19 protein-coding genes are annotated in these 19,092 nt (G+C 57.7%); 17 read left to right on the top strand and 2 right to left on the bottom strand.

All coding sequences use genetic code 11. The annotated features are described in order from the left end of the window. The first annotated feature begins 1 nt into the window (after nt 1). From tmk to AUP74_RS12985, 12 genes are all read left to right on the top strand, one after another. Complete coding sequence (gene tmk, locus AUP74_RS13040) at nt 2-631, top strand: dTMP kinase (RefSeq protein ID WP_069947954.1); 630 nt, start codon at nt 2-4, stop codon at nt 629-631. Between the two features lie 25 nt (nt 632-656). Then, on the top strand, nt 657-1,682 hold the full coding sequence (locus tag AUP74_RS13035; RefSeq protein WP_083260982.1) for a DNA polymerase III subunit delta': 1,026 nt from the start codon (nt 657-659) through the stop codon (nt 1,680-1,682). 79 nt (nt 1,683-1,761) lie between these two features. Continuing rightward, the gene (locus AUP74_RS13030; RefSeq protein ID WP_069947953.1) at nt 1,762-2,115 is read left to right on the top strand and encodes a PilZ domain-containing protein; all 354 of its coding nucleotides are present in this window, start codon (nt 1,762-1,764) and stop codon (nt 2,113-2,115) included. A 93-nt stretch (nt 2,116-2,208) separates the two neighbouring features. Then, a complete protein-coding gene (locus tag AUP74_RS13025) occupies nt 2,209-2,982 on the top strand; it encodes a TatD family hydrolase (RefSeq protein ID WP_069948887.1) in 774 nt (257 codons plus the stop codon). A gap of 18 nt (nt 2,983-3,000) precedes the next feature. Further along, nucleotides 3,001-3,627 (top strand): dUTP diphosphatase, encoded by a 627-nt coding sequence (locus AUP74_RS13020; RefSeq protein ID WP_069947952.1) that lies wholly within the window; start codon nt 3,001-3,003, stop codon nt 3,625-3,627. 124 nt (nt 3,628-3,751) lie between these two features. Beyond that, a complete protein-coding gene (locus AUP74_RS13015) occupies nt 3,752-4,732 on the top strand; it encodes a malate dehydrogenase (RefSeq protein ID WP_069947951.1) in 981 nt (326 codons plus the stop codon). 273 nt (nt 4,733-5,005) lie between these two features. Further along, nucleotides 5,006-5,527: a DUF2244 domain-containing protein gene (locus tag AUP74_RS13010; RefSeq protein ID WP_069947950.1), complete on the top strand. Its 522-nt coding sequence runs from the start codon at nt 5,006-5,008 to the stop codon at nt 5,525-5,527. 112 nt (nt 5,528-5,639) lie between these two features. Beyond that, on the top strand, nt 5,640-6,116 hold the full coding sequence (gene bcp, locus AUP74_RS13005; protein WP_069947949.1) for a thioredoxin-dependent thiol peroxidase: 477 nt from the start codon (nt 5,640-5,642) through the stop codon (nt 6,114-6,116). A gap of 395 nt (nt 6,117-6,511) precedes the next feature. Beyond that, the gene (locus AUP74_RS13000; RefSeq protein ID WP_069947948.1) at nt 6,512-6,958 is read left to right on the top strand and encodes a helix-turn-helix domain-containing protein; all 447 of its coding nucleotides are present in this window, start codon (nt 6,512-6,514) and stop codon (nt 6,956-6,958) included. Between the two features lie 108 nt (nt 6,959-7,066). Further along, entirely contained in the window at nt 7,067-7,399 is a 333-nt protein-coding gene (gene yajC, locus AUP74_RS12995) for a preprotein translocase subunit YajC (RefSeq protein WP_069947947.1), read from the top strand. A gap of 108 nt (nt 7,400-7,507) precedes the next feature. Continuing rightward, nucleotides 7,508-8,518, top strand: coding sequence for a D-cysteine desulfhydrase family protein (locus AUP74_RS12990; protein WP_069947946.1), 1,011 nt, complete (start codon nt 7,508-7,510; stop codon nt 8,516-8,518). A gap of 111 nt (nt 8,519-8,629) precedes the next feature. Then, a complete protein-coding gene (locus AUP74_RS12985) occupies nt 8,630-10,288 on the top strand; it encodes an alanine/glycine:cation symporter family protein (RefSeq protein WP_069948886.1) in 1,659 nt (552 codons plus the stop codon). 109 nt (nt 10,289-10,397) lie between these two features. Here AUP74_RS12985 and AUP74_RS12980 read toward each other — a convergent pair whose 3' ends face one another. Next, complete coding sequence (locus AUP74_RS12980) at nt 10,398-11,732, bottom strand: glutamine synthetase family protein (protein ID WP_069947945.1); 1,335 nt, start codon at nt 11,730-11,732, stop codon at nt 10,398-10,400. A 260-nt stretch (nt 11,733-11,992) separates the two neighbouring features. On the opposite strand from AUP74_RS12980, the gene AUP74_RS12975 reads away from it, so the two are divergent. The 5 genes from AUP74_RS12975 (at nt 11,993) to cysB (ending at nt 18,672) form a co-directional block, all read left to right on the top strand. Continuing rightward, on the top strand, nt 11,993-13,300 hold the full coding sequence (locus tag AUP74_RS12975) for an NAD(P)/FAD-dependent oxidoreductase (protein ID WP_069947944.1): 1,308 nt from the start codon (nt 11,993-11,995) through the stop codon (nt 13,298-13,300). A gap of 166 nt (nt 13,301-13,466) precedes the next feature. Then, nucleotides 13,467-15,827 carry a TonB-dependent receptor gene (locus tag AUP74_RS12970; RefSeq protein ID WP_083260979.1) on the top strand — a complete coding sequence of 787 codons (2,361 nt, stop codon included), beginning with the start codon at nt 13,467-13,469 and terminating at the stop codon, nt 15,825-15,827. 126 nt (nt 15,828-15,953) lie between these two features. Further along, entirely contained in the window at nt 15,954-16,637 is a 684-nt protein-coding gene (locus AUP74_RS12965) for a TetR/AcrR family transcriptional regulator (protein WP_069947942.1), read from the top strand. A 1-nt stretch (nt 16,638) separates the two neighbouring features. Beyond that, nucleotides 16,639-17,541: a 5'-nucleotidase gene (locus tag AUP74_RS12960; protein WP_069947941.1), complete on the top strand. Its 903-nt coding sequence runs from the start codon at nt 16,639-16,641 to the stop codon at nt 17,539-17,541. A 159-nt stretch (nt 17,542-17,700) separates the two neighbouring features. Continuing rightward, the gene (gene cysB / locus AUP74_RS12955; protein ID WP_069947940.1) at nt 17,701-18,672 is read left to right on the top strand and encodes an HTH-type transcriptional regulator CysB; all 972 of its coding nucleotides are present in this window, start codon (nt 17,701-17,703) and stop codon (nt 18,670-18,672) included. Between the two features lie 48 nt (nt 18,673-18,720). On the opposite strand, the gene AUP74_RS12950 is transcribed toward cysB, so the two are convergent. Further along, nucleotides 18,721-19,002 carry a hypothetical protein gene (locus tag AUP74_RS12950; RefSeq protein ID WP_069947939.1) on the bottom strand — a complete coding sequence of 94 codons (282 nt, stop codon included), beginning with the start codon at nt 19,000-19,002 and terminating at the stop codon, nt 18,721-18,723. Nucleotides 19,003-19,092: the final 90 nt, after the last annotated feature.

Below are 19,092 nucleotides of genomic sequence, written 5' to 3'. Positions count from 1 at the left end.
TATGCCGAAAGGAAGATTCATTACCCTCGAGGGCGGTGAAGGGGTCGGGAAGTCCACCAACCTGCGTTTCATCACCGACTGGATGCGCGAGCGGGATATCGACTTCATTCAGACACGAGAGCCGGGTGGGACGCCTCTGGCAGAGCAGTTAAGGGCGCTGTTACTCGAAAATCGCGAGGAAAGCGTCGACCCCACAGCAGAGTTGCTGATGGTGTTTGCTGCGCGAGCGCAGCATCTGGCCCAGGTTATTCGGCCAGCCCTTGCCCGGGGAGCCTGGGTCATCTGCGACCGCTTTACTGATGCGACCTACGCCTACCAGGGGGGTGGTCGTGGCCTCGACCGCGGCCTGATTGCGCAACTGGAGCAAACCGTTCAGGGCGACCTGAGGCCGGATCGGGTGCTCCTGCTGGACCTGGATCCCGAGATCGGGCTGTCCCGGGCTGCAGAGACTGGAGCTGCCGATCGCTTTGAGAGTGAAAAGCTGGGGTTCTTCCACAAAGTCCGCGATGCCTATCTTGCCCGCGCGGCCGCAGCGCCTGATCGATACGCGGTGGTAAACGCCGCGCGTCCACTCGACGAAGTGCAGCAGCGGCTGGCGGTGGAGCTCGAAAGCCTGCTCAAACACCCCTGAGAAGGGTTACAAGGAATTCAAACCGTTGTCTCAAGCTGATATCCAGAAAAGTCCCATACCCTCGCCACTGCCCTGGCAGAGGGATGCCTGGACCCGTCTTGGCTCCCAGTGGCATGCCGGACGTTGCCCGCACGCATTGCTCCTGAGCGGGCAAGCGGGGCTTGGCAAGAGACGGTTTGCCGAGGCATTTGCCGCACTAGTGCTCTGCGATTCACCACGGCAGGGACTCGCCTGCGGCGAATGTCGCGGCTGCAGGCTTTGGGGAGCGGGTTCCCATCCTGACTTCCTGCGCGTTGAGCCGGAGAAAGAGGGCGGTCCAATCAAAGTTGAACAGGTCCGCCAATTGGGTGGGTTTGTCGGCCAAACCAGCGGCAGGGAAGGGGCGCGGGTAGTCCTGTTGGCTCCGGCTGAAGCCATGAATATCAATGCCGCCAACGCCCTGCTGAAAAACCTGGAGGAGCCAGCCTCTTCGGTGATTTTCCTGCTGGTGAGTGACGCTCCTGCAGGGCTGCTGCCCACTATTCGGAGCCGCTGCCAGACAGTTCCTTTCCCTGCTCCTGCCGAGGAGTCAGCCCTGCAGTGGCTGCGAGATGGGGGGCTGGAGGGGGCGTCTGCACGCAGCGCACTTGCTGTCGCGGGTGGGGCGCCGTTGCGTGCTCTCGCCCTGGCAGAGCCGGAGTCACTGGAACTGCGCGAACAGTTTCTCGCCGACCTGTCGGGGCTGTCGCAGGGGACGGCTTCACCGGTCACTCTGGCCGGGCGCTGGGAGACTCCCGGTGATGGGTGTGAGCTCACTGAACTGCTGCTTTTCTGGCAGCAGTGGTTGGTGCAGATGCTGAGGGCCCGGAGCAGTGATAGCGGCGTGGATGAGCAGTTGGGAAGGTTCCTCCAGCGCCTGCCCGGTTCAGGTCAGGAAGCGTTGCGACCGCTATTCTCATTCTACGACCAGCTACTACAGGCCCGGCAGGCGCTGGCCAGTGGCGCCAACCCCAACCGTCGATTGCTGATGGAGGAGCTCCTGATCCGCTGGACGCGCCTCTACGGCGGTTAGCAGGACCGGAACCCCCTGTCTGGACACGACGGACTGGCTCAGATAAGTTAGCGGCAATAACGAACAATGAGGTCTGGCCATGAAAGGCATGGGGGGCGGTGCCCGTAACGGCATCCTATCGCTGAAGATTCAGGACAAATCAGTGCTCTACGCGGCCTACATGCCGTTCGTCAAGAATGGAGGCCTGTTCATCAGCACAGATAAGTCCTATAACCTCGGTGACGAGGTATTCCTGCTGCTTAGCCTGATGGACGAGCCCGAGAAGGTCCCTGTCGCAGGTAAAGTCGTGTGGATCACACCCGCCGGAGCCCAGGGAAACCGTACCCCCGGTATCGGTGTACAGTTCAGCGATAAGGACAATATCGCGCAGGGCAAAATTGAGACCTATCTGGCCGGATCTCTCGAATCCAGCCGTCCGACCCATACGCTGTAACGCTCCCCCGACAACTGAGGTAACCAAGTGTCTTCTGAACCCGGCCATTCGCAAGCTGAAGGTAACCCGACAGCGAGCGGCGAGACTCCGCTACTGGTGGATTCTCACTGTCACCTTGATCGGCTAAAGCTCGATCAGTTTGATGGTGACCTGAATGCCGTACTCGAACTCGCCAGAAGCCGCGGGGTCAGCAAGTTCCTTTGCGTGGGTATCAGTCTCGACAATGTGGAGAATGTGGTTGCCATCGCCGGGGCCCACCCCGATGTCGTCTGTTCGGTGGGGGTACACCCGCTGGACGTGGATTCCGGCCTGGCGGACGTCAATAGGTTGATCGAACTGGCGGGAAAGCCCGGAGTTGTCGCTCTGGGAGAGACGGGGCTCGATTATTACTACAGCACCGAGACCCGAGAGATCCAGCAGCAGAGTTTCACTTCGCATCTGCAGGCAGCTGGCAGGGCCGGACTGCCGGTCATCGTCCATACCCGAGACGCGCGCGGGGACACCATTGACCTGATTCGCGAGCATGGCAATCCGGAGCACGCCGGGGTGCTGCACTGCTTTACCGAGAGCTGGGAAATGGCCAGGGCAGCACTCGACCTCAACTACTACATATCCCTATCCGGGATCGTGACCTTCAGGAACGCCGAGGAACTGAGGGACGTGGCCCGCAGGTTGCCACTGGATCGCCTGCTGGTGGAAACAGACTCTCCCTATCTCGCGCCGGTCCCATATCGGGGTAAGCCAAATATCCCTGCCTACGTTCGCGAGGTGGCAGAATTTATTGCCGAGTTGCGCGGCATCCCGTATGCGCAACTGGCCGAAATCACAACAGAAAACTTCTACCGACTTTTCCCGCGTGCCGCCTGAGCCGCAAAAGGGGTTTCCATGATGAAAGAACAGCTGCAGGTGATGTTGCGCCTGCAAGACGAGATCAATTCCGTGGTAAATGCGGACTGGCGGGGGCAGAAATTCCCCTGGTACCGCGCTATCTGGGTAGAGAGTGCCGAACTGTTGGACCACTACGGCTGGAAGTGGTGGAAGAAGCAGAGTCCGGAAATGGATCAGGTCAAACTGGAGCTGGTGGATATCTGGCACTTCGGGCTCAGTCTTGAGTTGCAGCACGGCGCTCCGGAAATTGTGGCTGAGCGCATGATCGCCGAGCTGCAAGCATCCAAGCCGACAGCGGGGGATTTCCGCGAGCACCTGGAGGCTTTCACGCTGAACACCCTTGCGAGCCGGAGCTTCGACCTGGTCGGTTTTGCCCAGCTAATGGCTGATGTGGAGCTGGAGTTCGCAGAACTCTACCAACGCTATGTTGGCAAGAACGTCCTCAATCGATTCCGCCAGGACAACGGCTACAAAGATGGCAGTTATGTAAAGACCTGGCAGGGTCGTGAAGACAACGAGCATCTGGCGGAACTCTCCGGCGCGCTCGACACAGCTGCCCCCGATTACAGCGAGCAGCTATATCGGGCTCTGCAGTCTCGCTATCAGGCGGTGGCAGTCGCCTGATCAACTTATCAGCCCGGAATACAGTCCCCGAGCTACGACTTTGGTCGAGTAGGTTGTGTGCCGAGGTGAAATTTGGCCGTAAGTCTCTATAATGCGGGCCGCTCACAAACGAGGGAGAACTAACGTGAAAGCACCTGTACGAGTTGCTGTTACCGGCGCCGCCGGCCAGATCAGCTATTCTCTGCTGTTTCGAATTGCATCCGGCGAGATGCTGGGTAAGGATCAACCGGTTATCCTGCAGCTGCTGGAAATCACTCCGGCCCTGGAAGCCCTGAAGGGCGTTGCGATGGAGCTGGAAGACTGTGCCTTCCCGCTGCTCGCCGGTATCGTCCAGAGTGACGATGCCAACGTGGCGTTCAAAGATGCAGACTATGCGCTGCTCGTTGGTGCGCGTCCGCGTGGCCCGGGCATGGAGCGCAAAGACCTGCTGGAAGCCAATGCGGCCATTTTCTCCGCGCAGGGCAAGGCCCTCAATGACGTTGCTTCCCGCAATGTCAAAGTCCTGGTTGTCGGCAACCCGGCCAATACCAATGCACTGATTGCGCAGCGCAATGCGCCGGACCTCGATCCGCGTAACTTCACTGCCATGACCCGCCTGGACCACAACCGCGCGCTTTCCCAGCTGGCGGGCAAGACCAGCTCTTCGGTCAATGACATTACTCACATGACCATCTGGGGTAACCACTCCTCCACCCAGTACCCGGACCTGCATCAGGTCAAGGTCGGTGGTGAGGCGGCGATGGACAAGGTCGAGCAGGATTGGTACGAAAACGACTTTATCCCCACCGTGCAGCAGCGTGGTGCGGCGATCATCAAGGCTCGTGGAGCGTCTTCCGCCGCTTCTGCAGCCAATGCTGCCATTGACCACATGCGCGACTGGGCCCTGGGCACTGCCGAAGGGGACTGGACCAGCATGGCTGTCTACAGCGATGGTTCTTATGGCATCCAGGAAGGCCTGATCTACTCTTTCCCGTGCACCTGCAAAGATGGCGACTGGACCGTCGTGCAGGGCGTAGACATCAACGAATTCTCTCGCGAGAAGATGGCTGCGACCGAGAAAGAGCTGGCAGAAGAGCGTGACGCAGTGGCTCACCTGCTGCCGTAAGCACCTCTGCTTGTCCGTTTAGAAAAACCCGCGGCTTCCGCGGGTTTTTCATTTCCGGCACTGTGTGATACGACGTTCATAATAAGCTTCCTGCGACCAGGCAGCATCGTAGTTCCGGGTAGCGGCCCGACGCGGGATCGTTGCCTCCCGCCTGATCTTTGCTCCCGCCCGCCAGGTGAGCAGACTGCGCCGAGGGGGGGGGGGGTGGCGCGATTTTTAACTCTGCATTCCCGTGTCTACACTAAAGGGACTTATGCAACGGGTTCTGTCGCTATGGTCACTGAAGTAGGCCGCGTATCACGCAAGAACGCCTGTATTCTCCTCGCCCCCAACCAGTCTCTGTCCCTCTCCGGTAATTTGTGGGTGTTTGTGTCCCTGGTGGCCGTCTCATTGGGCATCAGCCTCGCCTTCGCCCTGGCAGGCGCATGGATGATTCTGCCGTTTGCGGGTCTAGAAGTGCTGTTGCTAGGGGTTTTGTTTGCCTACGTTTACATGGAGGGTACCCGGCGGGAGGTGATCCGTATTAGCGGTGAGCGCGTAGTGCTTGACTGCTGTCGGGGTCATCGACAGGAAAGCTTTTACCATCGGGAATTCTCGCGGGACAACTTGTTGGTCCTCGTTCGAATGGGTGGTAATGCGGCGGAACCGGCTTCAGTCAGTTTCGCCGGCCCCGAGGGTTGTCTGGAAATCGGTGAGTTTCTTACTGATGGGGAGCGCGCGGCCCTGGTGCAAAAACTCAGTGACTGCGGTATTTTTGCCCGCAAGGAATCCCGTTACAGCGTGCAAGACTTTTAACTGGTGCGCTGCTGTCAGAAGTAGGCCTCGCCTATAATATGCCGTTTTTCAAAACCTGAGACCTGTTGCTGATTAGGCACAGGGTCTCGTCACTATTGTTGAGGGGGTAATCATGGCATTTCCGAAAATCGGCAACTTAGCGCCGGCCTTTACACTGAAAAACCAGGCCGGAGAGAAGGTTGCCTTGAAAGATTTCCGGGGCAGCAAGAATGTTGTGCTTTATTTCTATCCAAAGGCGCTGACTCCGGGTTGCACGACTCAAGCTTGCGGAATTCGTGATGCCAAGAAAGAGTTTGCCGATCTGGATACAGTCGTACTCGGCCTGAGCCCAGACCCTGAGGCGAAGCTGCAGAAGTTTATCGACAAGCATGAGCTGAACTTCGACCTTCTTGCTGACGAGGATCACAAGGTTGCCGACAAGTACGGTTGCTGGGGGCTCAAGAAGTTTATGGGCAAGGAATACATGGGCTTGCTGCGCACCACTTTCATCATCGATAGGGAAGGGCGGCTGCAGCACATCATCGACAAGGTGAAGACAAAGACCCATCACGATGAGGTCTTGAACTGGATCCGTGAAAACCTCTCCTGAGACGCCTTGTTTTCAGCCTTCTGTCCGCCGGTGGCCCAATCTGGCCACCGCAATATCCCCGCTTCTGGTCTTTTGGCGCAAATCTCCCTTTCCTGACATTAACCAAAAAATTTTGCTGTCGCCCCTTGCATTATCAAATCTTGGTCTATACTCGGTGGTGTGAAGGAAAGGTGCGCCGATGCAGAGTTGTATCCCTCGGGACGTGGTCGGCGCGGTTTGCTTAAAAACTGTACAGCTCTGTAGCAATAATTCTTTGTCGGTATCAGGTGCATCCCGGCACCCGGGTAGTAGCCCGCTCTAACAAGAAGTAAACGGGGCAGGTTGAGGAAAAGGGGTTCGCAGGAAGCGGACACAGAATAACAACTGCGGCTCACGGAACATAAAAGGAGCAGCTCATGAACCAGATTCAGCCAGACCAGGATTCCCTCTCGGAAGATAAGCCTCTCCAGCAGGCGCGGTTGTCGGGGGATCCCAACATCCTCGATCAATTGCTGGCCCCGCCGGAGGCCACCAGCTTTGGAATTGCCGCGAGGGTGATCGATGTCCTCGAGCAGCGGATCGGTAAGGCATCCCTTGCGATTCGACCGGTGGCATCAGACCTCAGTATGTCGACGCGCACTTTGCAGCGCCGGCTTCAGGAGCACAACCTGAGTTTCGCGGCTCTCCGCGACCATGTTCGCTTCCGTCATGCAGTGCATTTCCTCAAGGATACCGCACTGAGTGTTGATGGTATCTCGCGCATCCTGGACTTCTCAGATCGGACCAGCTTCACCAGTGCCTTCAAGCGCTGGACTGGAATGTCACCAACCGGCTATCGCCGGCAGGTACGACAGCGCTTCTAAGCTGAAAGGGGGCTGGTCTTGCTGTTCGCCAGTCCCCTCTGATTGCCTACGCCCGGCAAACCCGTTAGAGTTGGCTGCAATTTATTGGCTGACTCTTTGAGGTTTTGCATGAGCTTTTTCATTCCCGCCGCAGTAGCACAGGAAGCAGCGCCGGCCCCGCAGGGTAACCCGATGGTTACACTGATCATGTTCGCCGGTCTTTTCGCTTTCATGTGGTTTTTCATTATTCGTCCGCAGCGCAAGCGCCAGAAAGAGCACCAGGAGCTGGTCGGTGCCCTGAAGAAGGGCGATGAAGTGGTCATGACCAGCGGCATGCTGGGGCGCATCGAAAAGGTGGATGATGATTACATCGTGCTGGAAGTAGCCGACAATACCCAGCTGCGTTTCCAGAAGGTTGCTGTGCACGCAATCCTTCCCAAGGGAACCATCAAAAAGATCTGATTCAGATCGGCGCTCCCGGCCAGGCCGGCAGCTGAAAAACCCGGCGAAAGCCGGGTTTTTTGTTTGGGCAGGAAATGCACAATAACCGTGCGAGCTTAGGGAAGAACAATGCCACTCGAATATCCTTCAAAAATTAGTCTTGCGAGACTGCCGACTCCGCTTCAGCCTCTTGATCGGCTCACTGAGAAGCACTCCACCCCTCATGGCGGCCCCCGGTTGTGGGTGAAAAGGGATGACCTGACCGAATCCGGTATGTCGGGAAACAAGCTGCGTAAACTTGAGTTTATTGCGGGTGCCGCTCGGGAGCGCGGATGTGACACCCTGATCACCTGCGGAGGCATTCAGTCCAACCACTGTCGCACCACGGCTTTGGTGGGAGCCAAGCTTGGGCTGCGTGTACAGCTGATTCTCCGCGGCGAACACAGTGGCGCAGCTGATGGAAACCTGCTTGTGGATCAGCTGGCCGGTGCCTCCTGTGCTTTCTATCCGCCGCGGGAATACTTCTCTCGCCAGGCGGAGCTCTTTGACTACTGGCGGGACTTTTATGAGCAGCGCGGCCATCGTGCGCTCTGTATCCCGACGGGGGCCAGTGATGGGCTCGGTATCTGGGGCTATATCTCCGGAACCGAGGAATTGCTGAGTGACTGCAAGGCGGCGGGTTTCGAACCGGAGCAGATTATCTGTGCAACCGGTAGTGGGGGCACCCAGGCGGGGCTCACGCTCGGTTGCCATCTTGTGGGGGCAGAGACTCGGGTCACCGGGTTTGCCGTCTGTGATAGTGCCGAGTACTTCTACGACAAGGTGCGGGAGGATGTGGCCGATTGGGCGTCCAGCTACAGCGGTGGCTTTGATCCGGCAGCACTGGATATCTCGGTCAATGCGGATTATATCGGTCCGGGCTACGCCATCGCTGAAGAGCCGGTCTACCGGACCATTGCCGAAGTGGCAAACCTGGAAGGGGTGCTATTGGATCCGGTTTATACCGGCAAAGCATTCCACGGTTTGCTGCAAGAGCTGCATCGCGGCCAATACCGGCACTGCGAGAATCTGGTTTTCGTGCATACAGGAGGGCATTTTGGGCTCTTCCCGCACCGGGAGCATTTTGGATTCCTGCAGTAAGCCTATGCCTTACTGTTATAAACAACAGTAAACTGCTAATCTGCCCGGCAAAATTGACAGAATTTTCTGTTTATAAAACAAGCAAAACGAATAAGAGTAGTGGGGGTCAGCTTGGAATCCTTTAACAATATCCTATTGTCCATGGATGGGATGCTCGGTTCAGCGCCATGGTTTCCCTGGGTGCTGCTGGGTGTAGGTCTGTTCTTTACCCTGTTTCTGGGCTTTCCGCAGCTTCGTTACTTCGGCCATGCGATCAAGATTGTGCAGGGCAAGTACGATAAGCCCGGTGATCCCGGTGATACCTCTCACTTTCAGGCACTCTCAACCGCACTTTCCGGTACTGTCGGCACGGGCAATATCGGTGGTGTTGGCCTGGCTATCTTTCTCGGTGGGCCGGCCGCGCTCTTCTGGATGTGGGTCACCGCCTTCCTGGGCATGACGACAAAATTCGTCGAGGTAACTCTCTCGCACAAATACCGGATCAAGGCAGCGGACGGCTACTATGCAGGCGGCCCCATGTTTTACATGGAGCGGCGTCTGAATATGAAGTGGCTGGCGGTGCTGTTTGCGATCGCTACCGTTATCAGCTCATTTGGCACAGGCAGCCTGCCGCAGGTCAATAACATTGCCCAGGCGATGTATGACACCTTCGGGCTCAACAAGGCTCTTACCGGTGGGGTGCTGGCAGTTCTGCTCGGCATGGTGATCATCGGCGGTATCACCCGCATCGCCAAGGTGACCTCTACGATCGTACCCATCATGGCAGTGCTCTATATCGTCGGTGCACTGGCAGTCATCATCTACAACTACCAGAACATCGTGCCGTCTTTCCTGGCCGTGTTCCGGGATGCCTTCAACGGCTCTGCGGCTGCGGGTGGCTTCCTCGGGGCGAGCTTCGCCTATGCCTTCAACCGCGGTGTGAATCGTGGTCTCTTCTCCAATGAAGCGGGGCAGGGTTCCGCGCCTATTGCGCACGCCTCGGCCCGTGCCGATGAGCCTGTTTCAGAGGGCATGGTCTCGCTGCTGGAACCGTTCATCGATACCATCATCATCTGTACGCTCACTGGACTGGTGATCCTGTCGTCCGGGGTCTGGACCGAGAAGCATATGAACCGCTTCGAGCGCGCAGACATGGTGGCGGTTGCGGGCAGCTACACCGATGAAGATCAGGAGCATGTCAGCGAGTTGTTCCACTTCCTGAGTAATGGCGACAGTAAAGTGAAGCCGTTCAACGGTTCTGTCGTGGTGGCCGATGGCCGCGCTCTGAACGAAGGTGAGTTCACCCTGATCAATGCGCGCTCGATTGCCGAGGACGTGGAGTACCGGGTTGCCGATGACAGCTTCAGTGGCGTGTTGACAGTTCGGGATGGCCGCTTCGTTAATGAGAACGTGGAAATCTGGGGTAACTCCCTGGTGCATTCCGTGGCGTTGACCAATGTGGCATTCCAGCGCGGTTTCTTTGGCGAATACGGCAGTCTGATTGTGACACTCGGTATTCTCCTGTTTGCCTTCTCAACCGCTATCGCCTGGTCATACTATGGTGACCGCTCGATGATCTACCTGTTCGGCCCCAAGGCGGTGATGCCTTACCGGCTGGTCTACGTGCTGGCGTTTTTCTGGGCGGCCATCGAGGACACCACCATCATCTGGAATCTGTCTGCAGTGGCGATTGTCATCATGACCCTGCCAAACCTCTTTGGTATCACCATCCTTGCACGTGAGATGAAAGATACCGTGAAGGAATACTGGAAGGATCCGAGCCACAAGTAATCGGGTGGGGAGATAGAGCAGCCGGAGGGAAATCCCGGCTGTTTCTTCCATCAGGATTGCGCACAAAAAAGGCGGCCATCTGGCCGCCTTTTTTATTGGGGTAGGTGGGCTACACGTTGAGCAGCAGGTACTCGCGCTCCCAGGAACTGATCACCCGGTTGAATTCCTCGTATTCATCCCGCTTGATCGCACTCCACGCGCGTACAAATTTCTCCCCGAACATTTCTGCCGCTTCTTCACATTCGAGCAGCAGGCTGAGCGCGTGCTCCTGTGTGCGGGGCAGACTGATCGGCTCTGAAGAGCAGTCCCCCTTATAGGGTGGGGTTGGCTCGATTTCATTGACCATGCCCAGGTACCCGCATGCGAGGGAGGTCGCAATTGCCAGGTAGGGGTTACAGTCCGCGCCAGGGAAACGGTTTTCCAGACGCTTGGCCTGTGGTGAGCTGTCAGGTACCCGCAGGCCGGTCGTGCGATTGTCATACCCCCAGTGCAGGCTGGTGGGCGCCGCGATTTCCGGGGTGAAACGGCGATACGAGTTTACGTTAGGGGCGAAGAAGCTGATGAAGCCCGGGGTGTACTTCTGCATGCCGCCAATAAAGTGCATGAAGCGCTGGTTTTCACGGCCATCTTCGTCCACGAAGATGTTCTTGCCGGTCTCGATGTCGACAACACTCTGGTGAATGTGCAGGGCGCTGCCCGGCTCATCTTCCATCGGCTTGGCCATGAATGTGGCATAGATACCGTGGCGAAGCGCGGTCTCACGTACGGTTCGTTTGAAAGTGAAAACCTGGTCGGCCAGGCGAAGCGCATCACCGTGCAGGAAATTGATTTCCATCTGTGCCGTGCCGGACTCGTGGATCAGGGTGTCCACGTCCAGGCCCTGGGCCTCCGAAAAGTCGTACATGTCCTCGATGATCGGCTCGTACTCGTTGGCCGCGTCGATGCTGTAGGACTGGCGTGTCTTTTCGGTGCGGCCTGAGCGGCCAACCGGGGCGGACAGTTTTTCATCGGGATCCAGGTTGCGCTTGACCAGGTAGAACTCAACCTCGGGCGCGACCACCGGCTTCCAGCCCATGGCCTCATATTTGGCCAGTACGAACTTGAGAATGTTGCGGGTGCTGATCGGATGCGGCTGGCCATCCCGTGTGTAGCAGTCGTGGATGATCTGGGCCGTGGGCTCGTTAGCCCAGGGATTCAGGCGCACGGAATCCGGATCGGGTACCAGCAGCATGTCGGTGTCGGCGGGGTCGACAAGCTCGTTGTGCTCATCGACATAGTCTCCGGTGACGGTTTGTACGAGGATGCTTTCCGGCAGCCGGCTGTCTTCGGTGAGGAACTTGTCCGTGGGGGTAAATTTGCCCCTGGCATTGCCGGACATGTCGGGCACCAGACACTCCACCTCAGAGATGTTGTGCTCTGCCAGCCACTTTGTAATTTTGTCCATGTTACACCTTGGTCGAAGGATTCCCCCTGGAGGGATTGTTTTAGTATACGCCCGGATCGGGGGGTATCGGCGCTGCCTTTATGGGGCCGAACAGTCCACAGGCAAGGGTGCCTGGTGGCCGATGCGGGAGGCAATTAGGTCAATAAACCAGATTGCAGGCTTTGATTATGACAAGAAACCGAATTATTATTCAATTATAAATTGAATTATTGTTCGGTTTTTGGGGTGCCCGGGGACCCTACGCAGTTGGAGAAGAATCTATGAATAACGCAGGTACGGTCAGCAAACTGGTCGGGCATACCGATTCCTACTATGCCGCCAGCGCGAACGCAGCACCAGTGTATCCAGCGCTGGAGGGGACCGTGGAAGCGGATGTCTGCGTGATTGGTGCAGGCTACACAGGCCTGTCCTCAGCTCTGCACCTGGCGGAGCGCGGCTACAAGGTGGTGGTGCTGGAAGCTGAGCGGATAGGCTGGGGGGCGTCGGGGCGCAATGGTGGCCATGTGGGTGTTGGCCAGAGAAAAGGGCAGGAAGACCTCGAGAAGATGCTGGGCTTCGATACCGCCAAAGAACTCTGGGATATGGGAGTGGAAGCGGTTCAGCTGGTCGAGTCCCTGATCAAAAAGCACGACATCCAGTGCGATCTCAAGCGGGGCATCATGCACCTGGCGGCAAAGCGCAGCCACAACAGTGATCTTGAGCAGGAAGTGGAAATGCTGCGGGAACGCTATGGCTATGACCAGATGCGTTATGTCGGCGAAGACGAGGTCCGCAGCCTGGTGGGCTCCGAGCGTTATTATGGGGCGCAAATCGATAGTGGTTCCCTGCACCTGCACCCTCTGAATTATGCCCTTGGCCTGGCTGATGCCGCTGCGGCCGCTGGAGTGCAGTTCTTCGAGCACAGCCGGGTCTCCAGCTACCGTGGCGGTTCACCTTGCGTGGTGGAGACGGCAAAAGGGCAGGTGAGGGCTGGCAACGTGGTGCTGGCCTGCAACGGTTACCTGGGTAACCTTGAGCCCCGCATGGCGGGGAAGATCATGCCGATCAATAACTTCGTTCTGGCCACCGAGCCCCTCTCGGATAGCCTGGCCCAGGAGCTGATCGCCAACGATCACGCCCTCCAGGACACCCTGTTTGTCATTGACTACTGGAAGCTATCCGGTGACAACCGGCTGATTTTCGGCGGTGGTGAGAACTATACCTCCCGCTTCCCGCAGGATATCCGCAGCTTTGTGCGCAAGTACATGTTGCGGGTGTACCCCCAGCTCGCCGATACCCGCATCGAGTACGGCTGGGGCGGGACCCTGGCCATTACCCTGAACAGGATGCCGCATCTGGGCCGGCTGGAGCCAAATATCTACTACAGCCAGGGGTACTCCGGCCACGGTGTGCCGACCGCCACGTTCGCTGGCAAGTTGCTTGCAGAAGTAATAGCTGGCACCGAGGAACGTTTTGATATACTGGCGCAAATTCCGACACCGACCTTCCCTGGCGGCACGCTGCTCCGGTGGCCGGGACTGGTGGCGGGGATGCTCTACTACAGCCTGAAGGACAAGTTGGGCAGCTGAAACTGCACCAAATCAGTGCCAGAAAACAATGAATCCGTAATCCAGAATGTAAATTTGAATAATCATTCGGTTTGTGGGATAACGAAGCTTCAAGTTTTATCACTTGGGTACTGTCATCAGCGGTATCGGATGAGCAGCCCTGCATAAAAACAACACGGGGACGACCATGCCTGTTAACGAGAAACAATTGTTCACGACCAAGAACACCCTGGCTTCGGCCGTGGGTGCCGTAGTCATTGCTGTCAGCACGGGTGCTACCGCGGCACAGATTGAAGAGGTAACTGTTACCGCGCAGATGCGTGCAGAGTCCCTCAAGGATGTGCCGATGGCGGTTAGCGCCTTTACCGGCGACACGGTCAAGAACAGCAACCTGAGCGACTTCAAAGACCTGTTCGCGCTGACCCCGGGGGTTTCTGGTGAGACCACCGACTCCTACTTCGATTCCGTATCAGTTCGCGGTGTCAACAACAACAGCTTTGGTAGCGGCAGCGATCCGGCACTGGGTATCTTCCTGGACGGCGTTTACCAGAGCCGCACCGGTGCGACGCCGAGCATGTACGACCTGGAGCGCGTCGAAGTTGTCAAAGGTCCGCAGGGCACCCTGTTTGGCCGTAACACCGCTTCCGGAGCCATCTCCATGGTGTCCCGCAAGCCTGGTGACACAATGGCTGGTGAGGTTTCCGTAGGTGCTGGCCAGTACGGCCGCACTGAGATCGAGGGTGGCCTCGACATGCCGCTGGGTGATGACCTTTCCGTACGCTTTGCCGGTAAGCACTTCCAGGAAGACGGTCACGTAGAGAACCTGGCCGGTGGCCGTGACCTGGGTGCCAGCGAACTGAACGCCATGCGCATCACTACCGTTTACGACGGTTTTGACAGCACCACAGTCACCCTGCTGGCGCAGTACGAGGACCGTATCAGCGACGGCACCATCTATCGCGCCTTCGACAACGATGCTGGTTACAACTACCCGATTCTGGAAGGCGATTACGATCAGGTCTACAACGACCAGATTGGTAAGGATGAGGCCGAGATCGCCGACGTCATCCTGACTGTCGAGCACGAGTTGGCCAGCGGTTCAACCCTGTCCTCCATTACCGGTTACAAGACCCACAACTACACCTATGTTGAGGACTTCGACGGCACTGCCGAGCATATCGATACCTATGTGCGCGACCAGAATGGCGATTTCTTCAGCCAGGAATTCCGTCTGACCTCCAATAACTCCGGGCCGTTCAATTACGTGCTGGGTGCCTCCTATTACGAGGAAGAGGTCAATGCGTATTTTGCCGGTATCGATAACGAGGACTTCATCTGTGACGGCATCTATGCCGACGAGTGGGAAGAGGGCCTCGACAGCTTCGTGACCTGTGATGCTCTGCCTCAGGACGTTCTCGACGAAGCCTTTGGTTTCGAGGGTGATCCCTGGGAGTACGCGCCCGGCAATCTTTCCATCGAAGAAGCCGACACCGTGGGTGAATACTCCGGCTGGGGCGTTTTTGCCAACACCACCTATGACCTGACCGACTCCACCACTCTGGGTCTGGGTGTTCGTTACACTGAGGACGAGAAGTCCTACAGCGTTGACTCGCCGTGGCCTGATACCTGGACCGGCGGCTGGAACTACCAGGCGATGTATACCAACGGACCGATCGTGGCCGACAACACCTGGGACAATGTCTCCGGTCGTGTAACCCTGACACAGGTGCTGAGCGACGAACTGACGGCCTATGCCAGTGTGGCGACCGGCTACAAGTCCGGCGGTTTCGATTACCTGTCCTACAACATCACCGATCCTGCCTATGGTACTACCGAAGACAGCCAGTACGAGTGGCTGGACGAGCAGGGCTATGAGGTGGATAGCAGCAACGCCGAGCCGAGCAAGTTTGATGAAGAGAACGTACTCTCTTACGAGCTGGGCCTGAAGGCTCGTCTGCTGGACAACCGCCTGGCGTTGAACGCGGCCGCTTTCCAGTACACCTATGAGGATCTGCAGCAGGCGTTCTTCGTGGGCGCTGCGGCAATCACCCGGAATGTTGGTGAATCCCAGGGCCAGGGCCTGGAACTGGATGCCCGCTGGCTGCTGACGGATAACCTCGACTTGTACCTGGGTATGGCGTGGCTTGATACCGAGTTCACCGGTGCGCCGGCTGAGTTCTGCGATTCCTGTGATGGCAACCAGATGGCGTTCTCCCCGGAGTTCTCCTCTGCTGCGGTACTGACCTACAGTCGCACCACCGGCCTGGGTGAGCTCTCTGTTTCCGGTGAGTACACCTACACCGGCGAACAGTGGTCCGACCTGGAAAACACTGACGACGTGAGGCTGGATGCACGCAATGTGTTCAACATGCGCGTCGCACTGACCGCGCCGAGTGACAGCTGGACTGCAGGCATTTATGCCGAGAACCTCACTGGTGAGGAGTACTACCACTGGGGCTACGCCGAGGCACTGTACAACCTGCCCGCAACCAAGACTGACCCATCCCGCGGTCGCGTGGTTGGTGTTAATCTGGATTACCGCTTCTAAGGAATGCGGTTCTCCCGAAAAAACCGGTGCTCTGCACCGGTTTTTTTTGACCCTTGGTCGCGGTTGCCGGGTGCCTGCAACCGCGGAAAAAGGTGATAAACTGGCCCAAACAGAGATGGGGGGAAGGTGTTGACAGGTACAGACCAGAAAAAGCGCAAGAGCCAACTGACCCCGCGACGCGAGCCGGTTCAGGCGAGAGCCCGCGAGCGCACTCGGCAGATTCTTGATGCGACCGGCCGATTGCTGGAAGAGGTTGGGCTGGACGACCTGACCACCATTCTGATTGCGAAGGAAATCGGCGTTTCCGTCGGTTCCCTGTATCATTATTTCCCCAATAAACATGCCATTCTCTATGCCATGGGAGAGCAATGGCTGGCCGGTATGACAGCGGCACTCGAGGAGCTTGGCCAGGGGGAACTCGAAGAAATGTCCCTGGAGACATTTACCGGAGAACTTCTGGAGCGTCTTCTGGCTGTCTATCGCGAGCAGCGCGGTCTGCTGCCGCTGGTTCAGGCCATGTGGGGCATTCCCGAGTTGCACGAACTGGATGCCCGCCATGATGAACTGGTGATCCGCCATCTCACCAAAATGTTCCTGCGGCTCGGGTTTAGCTGCCCGCCCAACGAAATGAACCGTGTTGCCAGGCTCACGCTGGAAACCTTCCACGCGGTATTCCTGGTGATCGTCAACCAGGAGGGAGTGCGGTCCCAGCGCACCAAAGATGATCTTCAGCAGATGTTGCTGACAATCCTGGTTCGGAATCGCGACGAGGCCCGCCCCGGCGGTCTGGACGACGTGGAGGCGCCCTGACATGCAGCTCGCCAACAAGCTGGTGATCGCGATTTCTTCTCGTGCATTATTTGATCTGCGCGAGAGCCATCAGGTATTTGAAGAGCAGGGTCTTGAGGCGTTTTCTTCCCACCAGGTGGAGCGGGAAAATGAAGTGCTGCCGAAGGGAGATGCCTTTCCGCTGGTCAAGAAATTCCTGCAGATCAACAAACGGTTGGAAGGCGAGCCAAGGGTAGAGGTGATCCTTCTCTCCCGCAACAGTGCCGATACCGGGCTGCGAGTATTCAATTCCATCGAGCATTACGGGCTCAATATCACCCGTGCAGCCTTCTGCAATGGGGAAAGTCCCTATCGTTACATTGCCCCCTTCGGCTGTGACCTGTTCCTTTCCAGCGATGGCCGCGATGTACGTCATGCACTGGAGCAGGGGGTTGCCGCGGCAACGTTGGTGGCCGGAGGTTCTCGCCAGCGCGAAGATGACACGCTCCGTTTTGCCTTCGATGGTGACGCAGTGTTGTTCTCCGACGAGGCTGAGCAGATTTTCAAGCGCCAGGGTCTCGAAGCCTTCACCGCTTCCGAGCGTGCCTCAGCACAGCAGCCCCTGGGCGGCGGTCCGTTCAAGGGGTTCCTCGAGGCACTGCAGCGGCTTCAGGCGGAGTTCGATGCCGATAACTGCCCGATTCGCACGGCACTGGTTACGGCACGATCCGCACCGGCTCATGAGCGAGTGATCCGAACTCTCAGGGCCTGGAACATCCGTCTGGATGAGTCTGTGTTCCTGGGAGGGCTACCAAAGGGCGAGTTCCTGCGAGCTTTCGGGGCCGACGTCTTCTTCGATGATCAGCCCAACCACTGTGCCTCTGCGGCAGAGCATGTCGCGACCGGCCACGTGCCCCACGGGATCGCCAACGAGGAGCCCAGCTGAGGCGGTCTCTTGGGGCGCGAAAATTCGCGTTTGCTAGCCTGAGGGGACTTGGCTGGTAGAAGGCTCGGCTGCTATTCTCTTCTCGAATAACCTCATAGCGTTTTTATAACTTGGTGTCCGGCACGCGGGAATGCGTGAGTGTCGAGAAAGGGAGAGCCCATGAAGCTGCAGCAGCTGCGTTACATCTGGGAGGTGGCACACCACGACCTCAATGTCTCAGCGACCGCACAGAGCCTGTTCACCTCCCAGCCCGGTATCAGTAAGCAGATTCGCCTGCTTGAGGACGAGCTCGGGGTCGAGATTTTTGCCCGCAGCGGCAAGCACCTGACCCGCGTCACTCCCGCGGGTGAGGCGATCCTCAAGACGGCTGGCGAGATACTGCGCAAGGTCGAGAACATCAAGCAGGTCGCGCAGGAATTCAGCAACGACCAGAAGGGCAGCCTGTCCCTCGCCACCACCCATACCCAGGCGCGCTATGCGTTACCACCAGTCATCAAGTCATTTATCAGCCGCTATCCGGACGTGTCGCTGCATATGCATCAGGGTACGCCGATGCAGATCTCAGAGATGGCCGCAGATGGCACCGCCGATTTTGCAATCGCCACCGAGGCGCTGGAATTATTCAGTGACCTGGTCATGATGCCGGTTTACCGCTGGAACCGGTGCCTGCTGGTGCCGCGTGATCATCCGCTGTGCCAGGTGAGCAAGCTCACCCTTGAAGACATCGCCCAGTATCCAATCGTCACTTACGTCTTTGGTTTCACCGGTCGCTCTAAGCTGGACGAGGCTTTCCTCGAGCGCGGTCTATCTCCCAAAGTCGTGTTCACCGCCGCCGACGCTGACGTGATCAAGACTTATGTCCGTCTGGGCTTGGGGATTGGGATCGTCGCCGATATGGCCGTAGATGAAGCGGATGAGGATCTGGTTGCGCTGGATGCGAGTAGTCTTTTCGAGTCCAGTGTGACGAAGATTGGCTTCCGCAAAGGCATATTCCTGCGCGGCTTTATGTATGAATTTATCCAGCAGTTTGCTCCACACCTCACAAGAGAGTTGGTGGATCAGGCAGCACACGCCTCATCGCGGGCAGAACTCGATGAACTCTTTGCCGGTCTCGAGTTGCCCGTTTACTAAGCCGCGGGTGCTGGACCTGCACGCCAGCACTGTTGCTACCAGCTGAGGTCAGGGTGAGAGGGGGCGAAGCACTTCTTTCACGAACTTGAAGTACACGGTGTAGACGCGCGGCACCTGACCGGGCTCCTCTACCAGGAAGAACGGTGCACGTGAAACCTCGTGCTTCCGGGCCAGCTGCATGCCCGCGCTATCGGCATCGCGCTCGTCTGCGATGACAATCTGATCCATCAGCTCCAGCTGGTTATTTTCACGCAGCTTTTCCTCGACATCCCGGCATTTCGCACAGGGATTACCATCCACAAGTACTTTCTTTACAAAGGTAATCCGCATTGATTGTTTCCTTTCCCAAACTGCCAGGGTGGACAGGCGTTAGGCACCATTACCACCATCCTTGCGCGCAAGGTACCAAGCGAGCAAGGC

It is taken from the genome of Microbulbifer aggregans (genome assembly GCF_001750105.1).
Classification (GTDB): Bacteria; Pseudomonadota; Gammaproteobacteria; order Pseudomonadales; family Cellvibrionaceae; genus Microbulbifer; species Microbulbifer aggregans.
The sequence above is the reverse complement of the archived record's forward strand: the minus strand, read 5'-3'. Positions and strand labels throughout refer to the sequence as shown.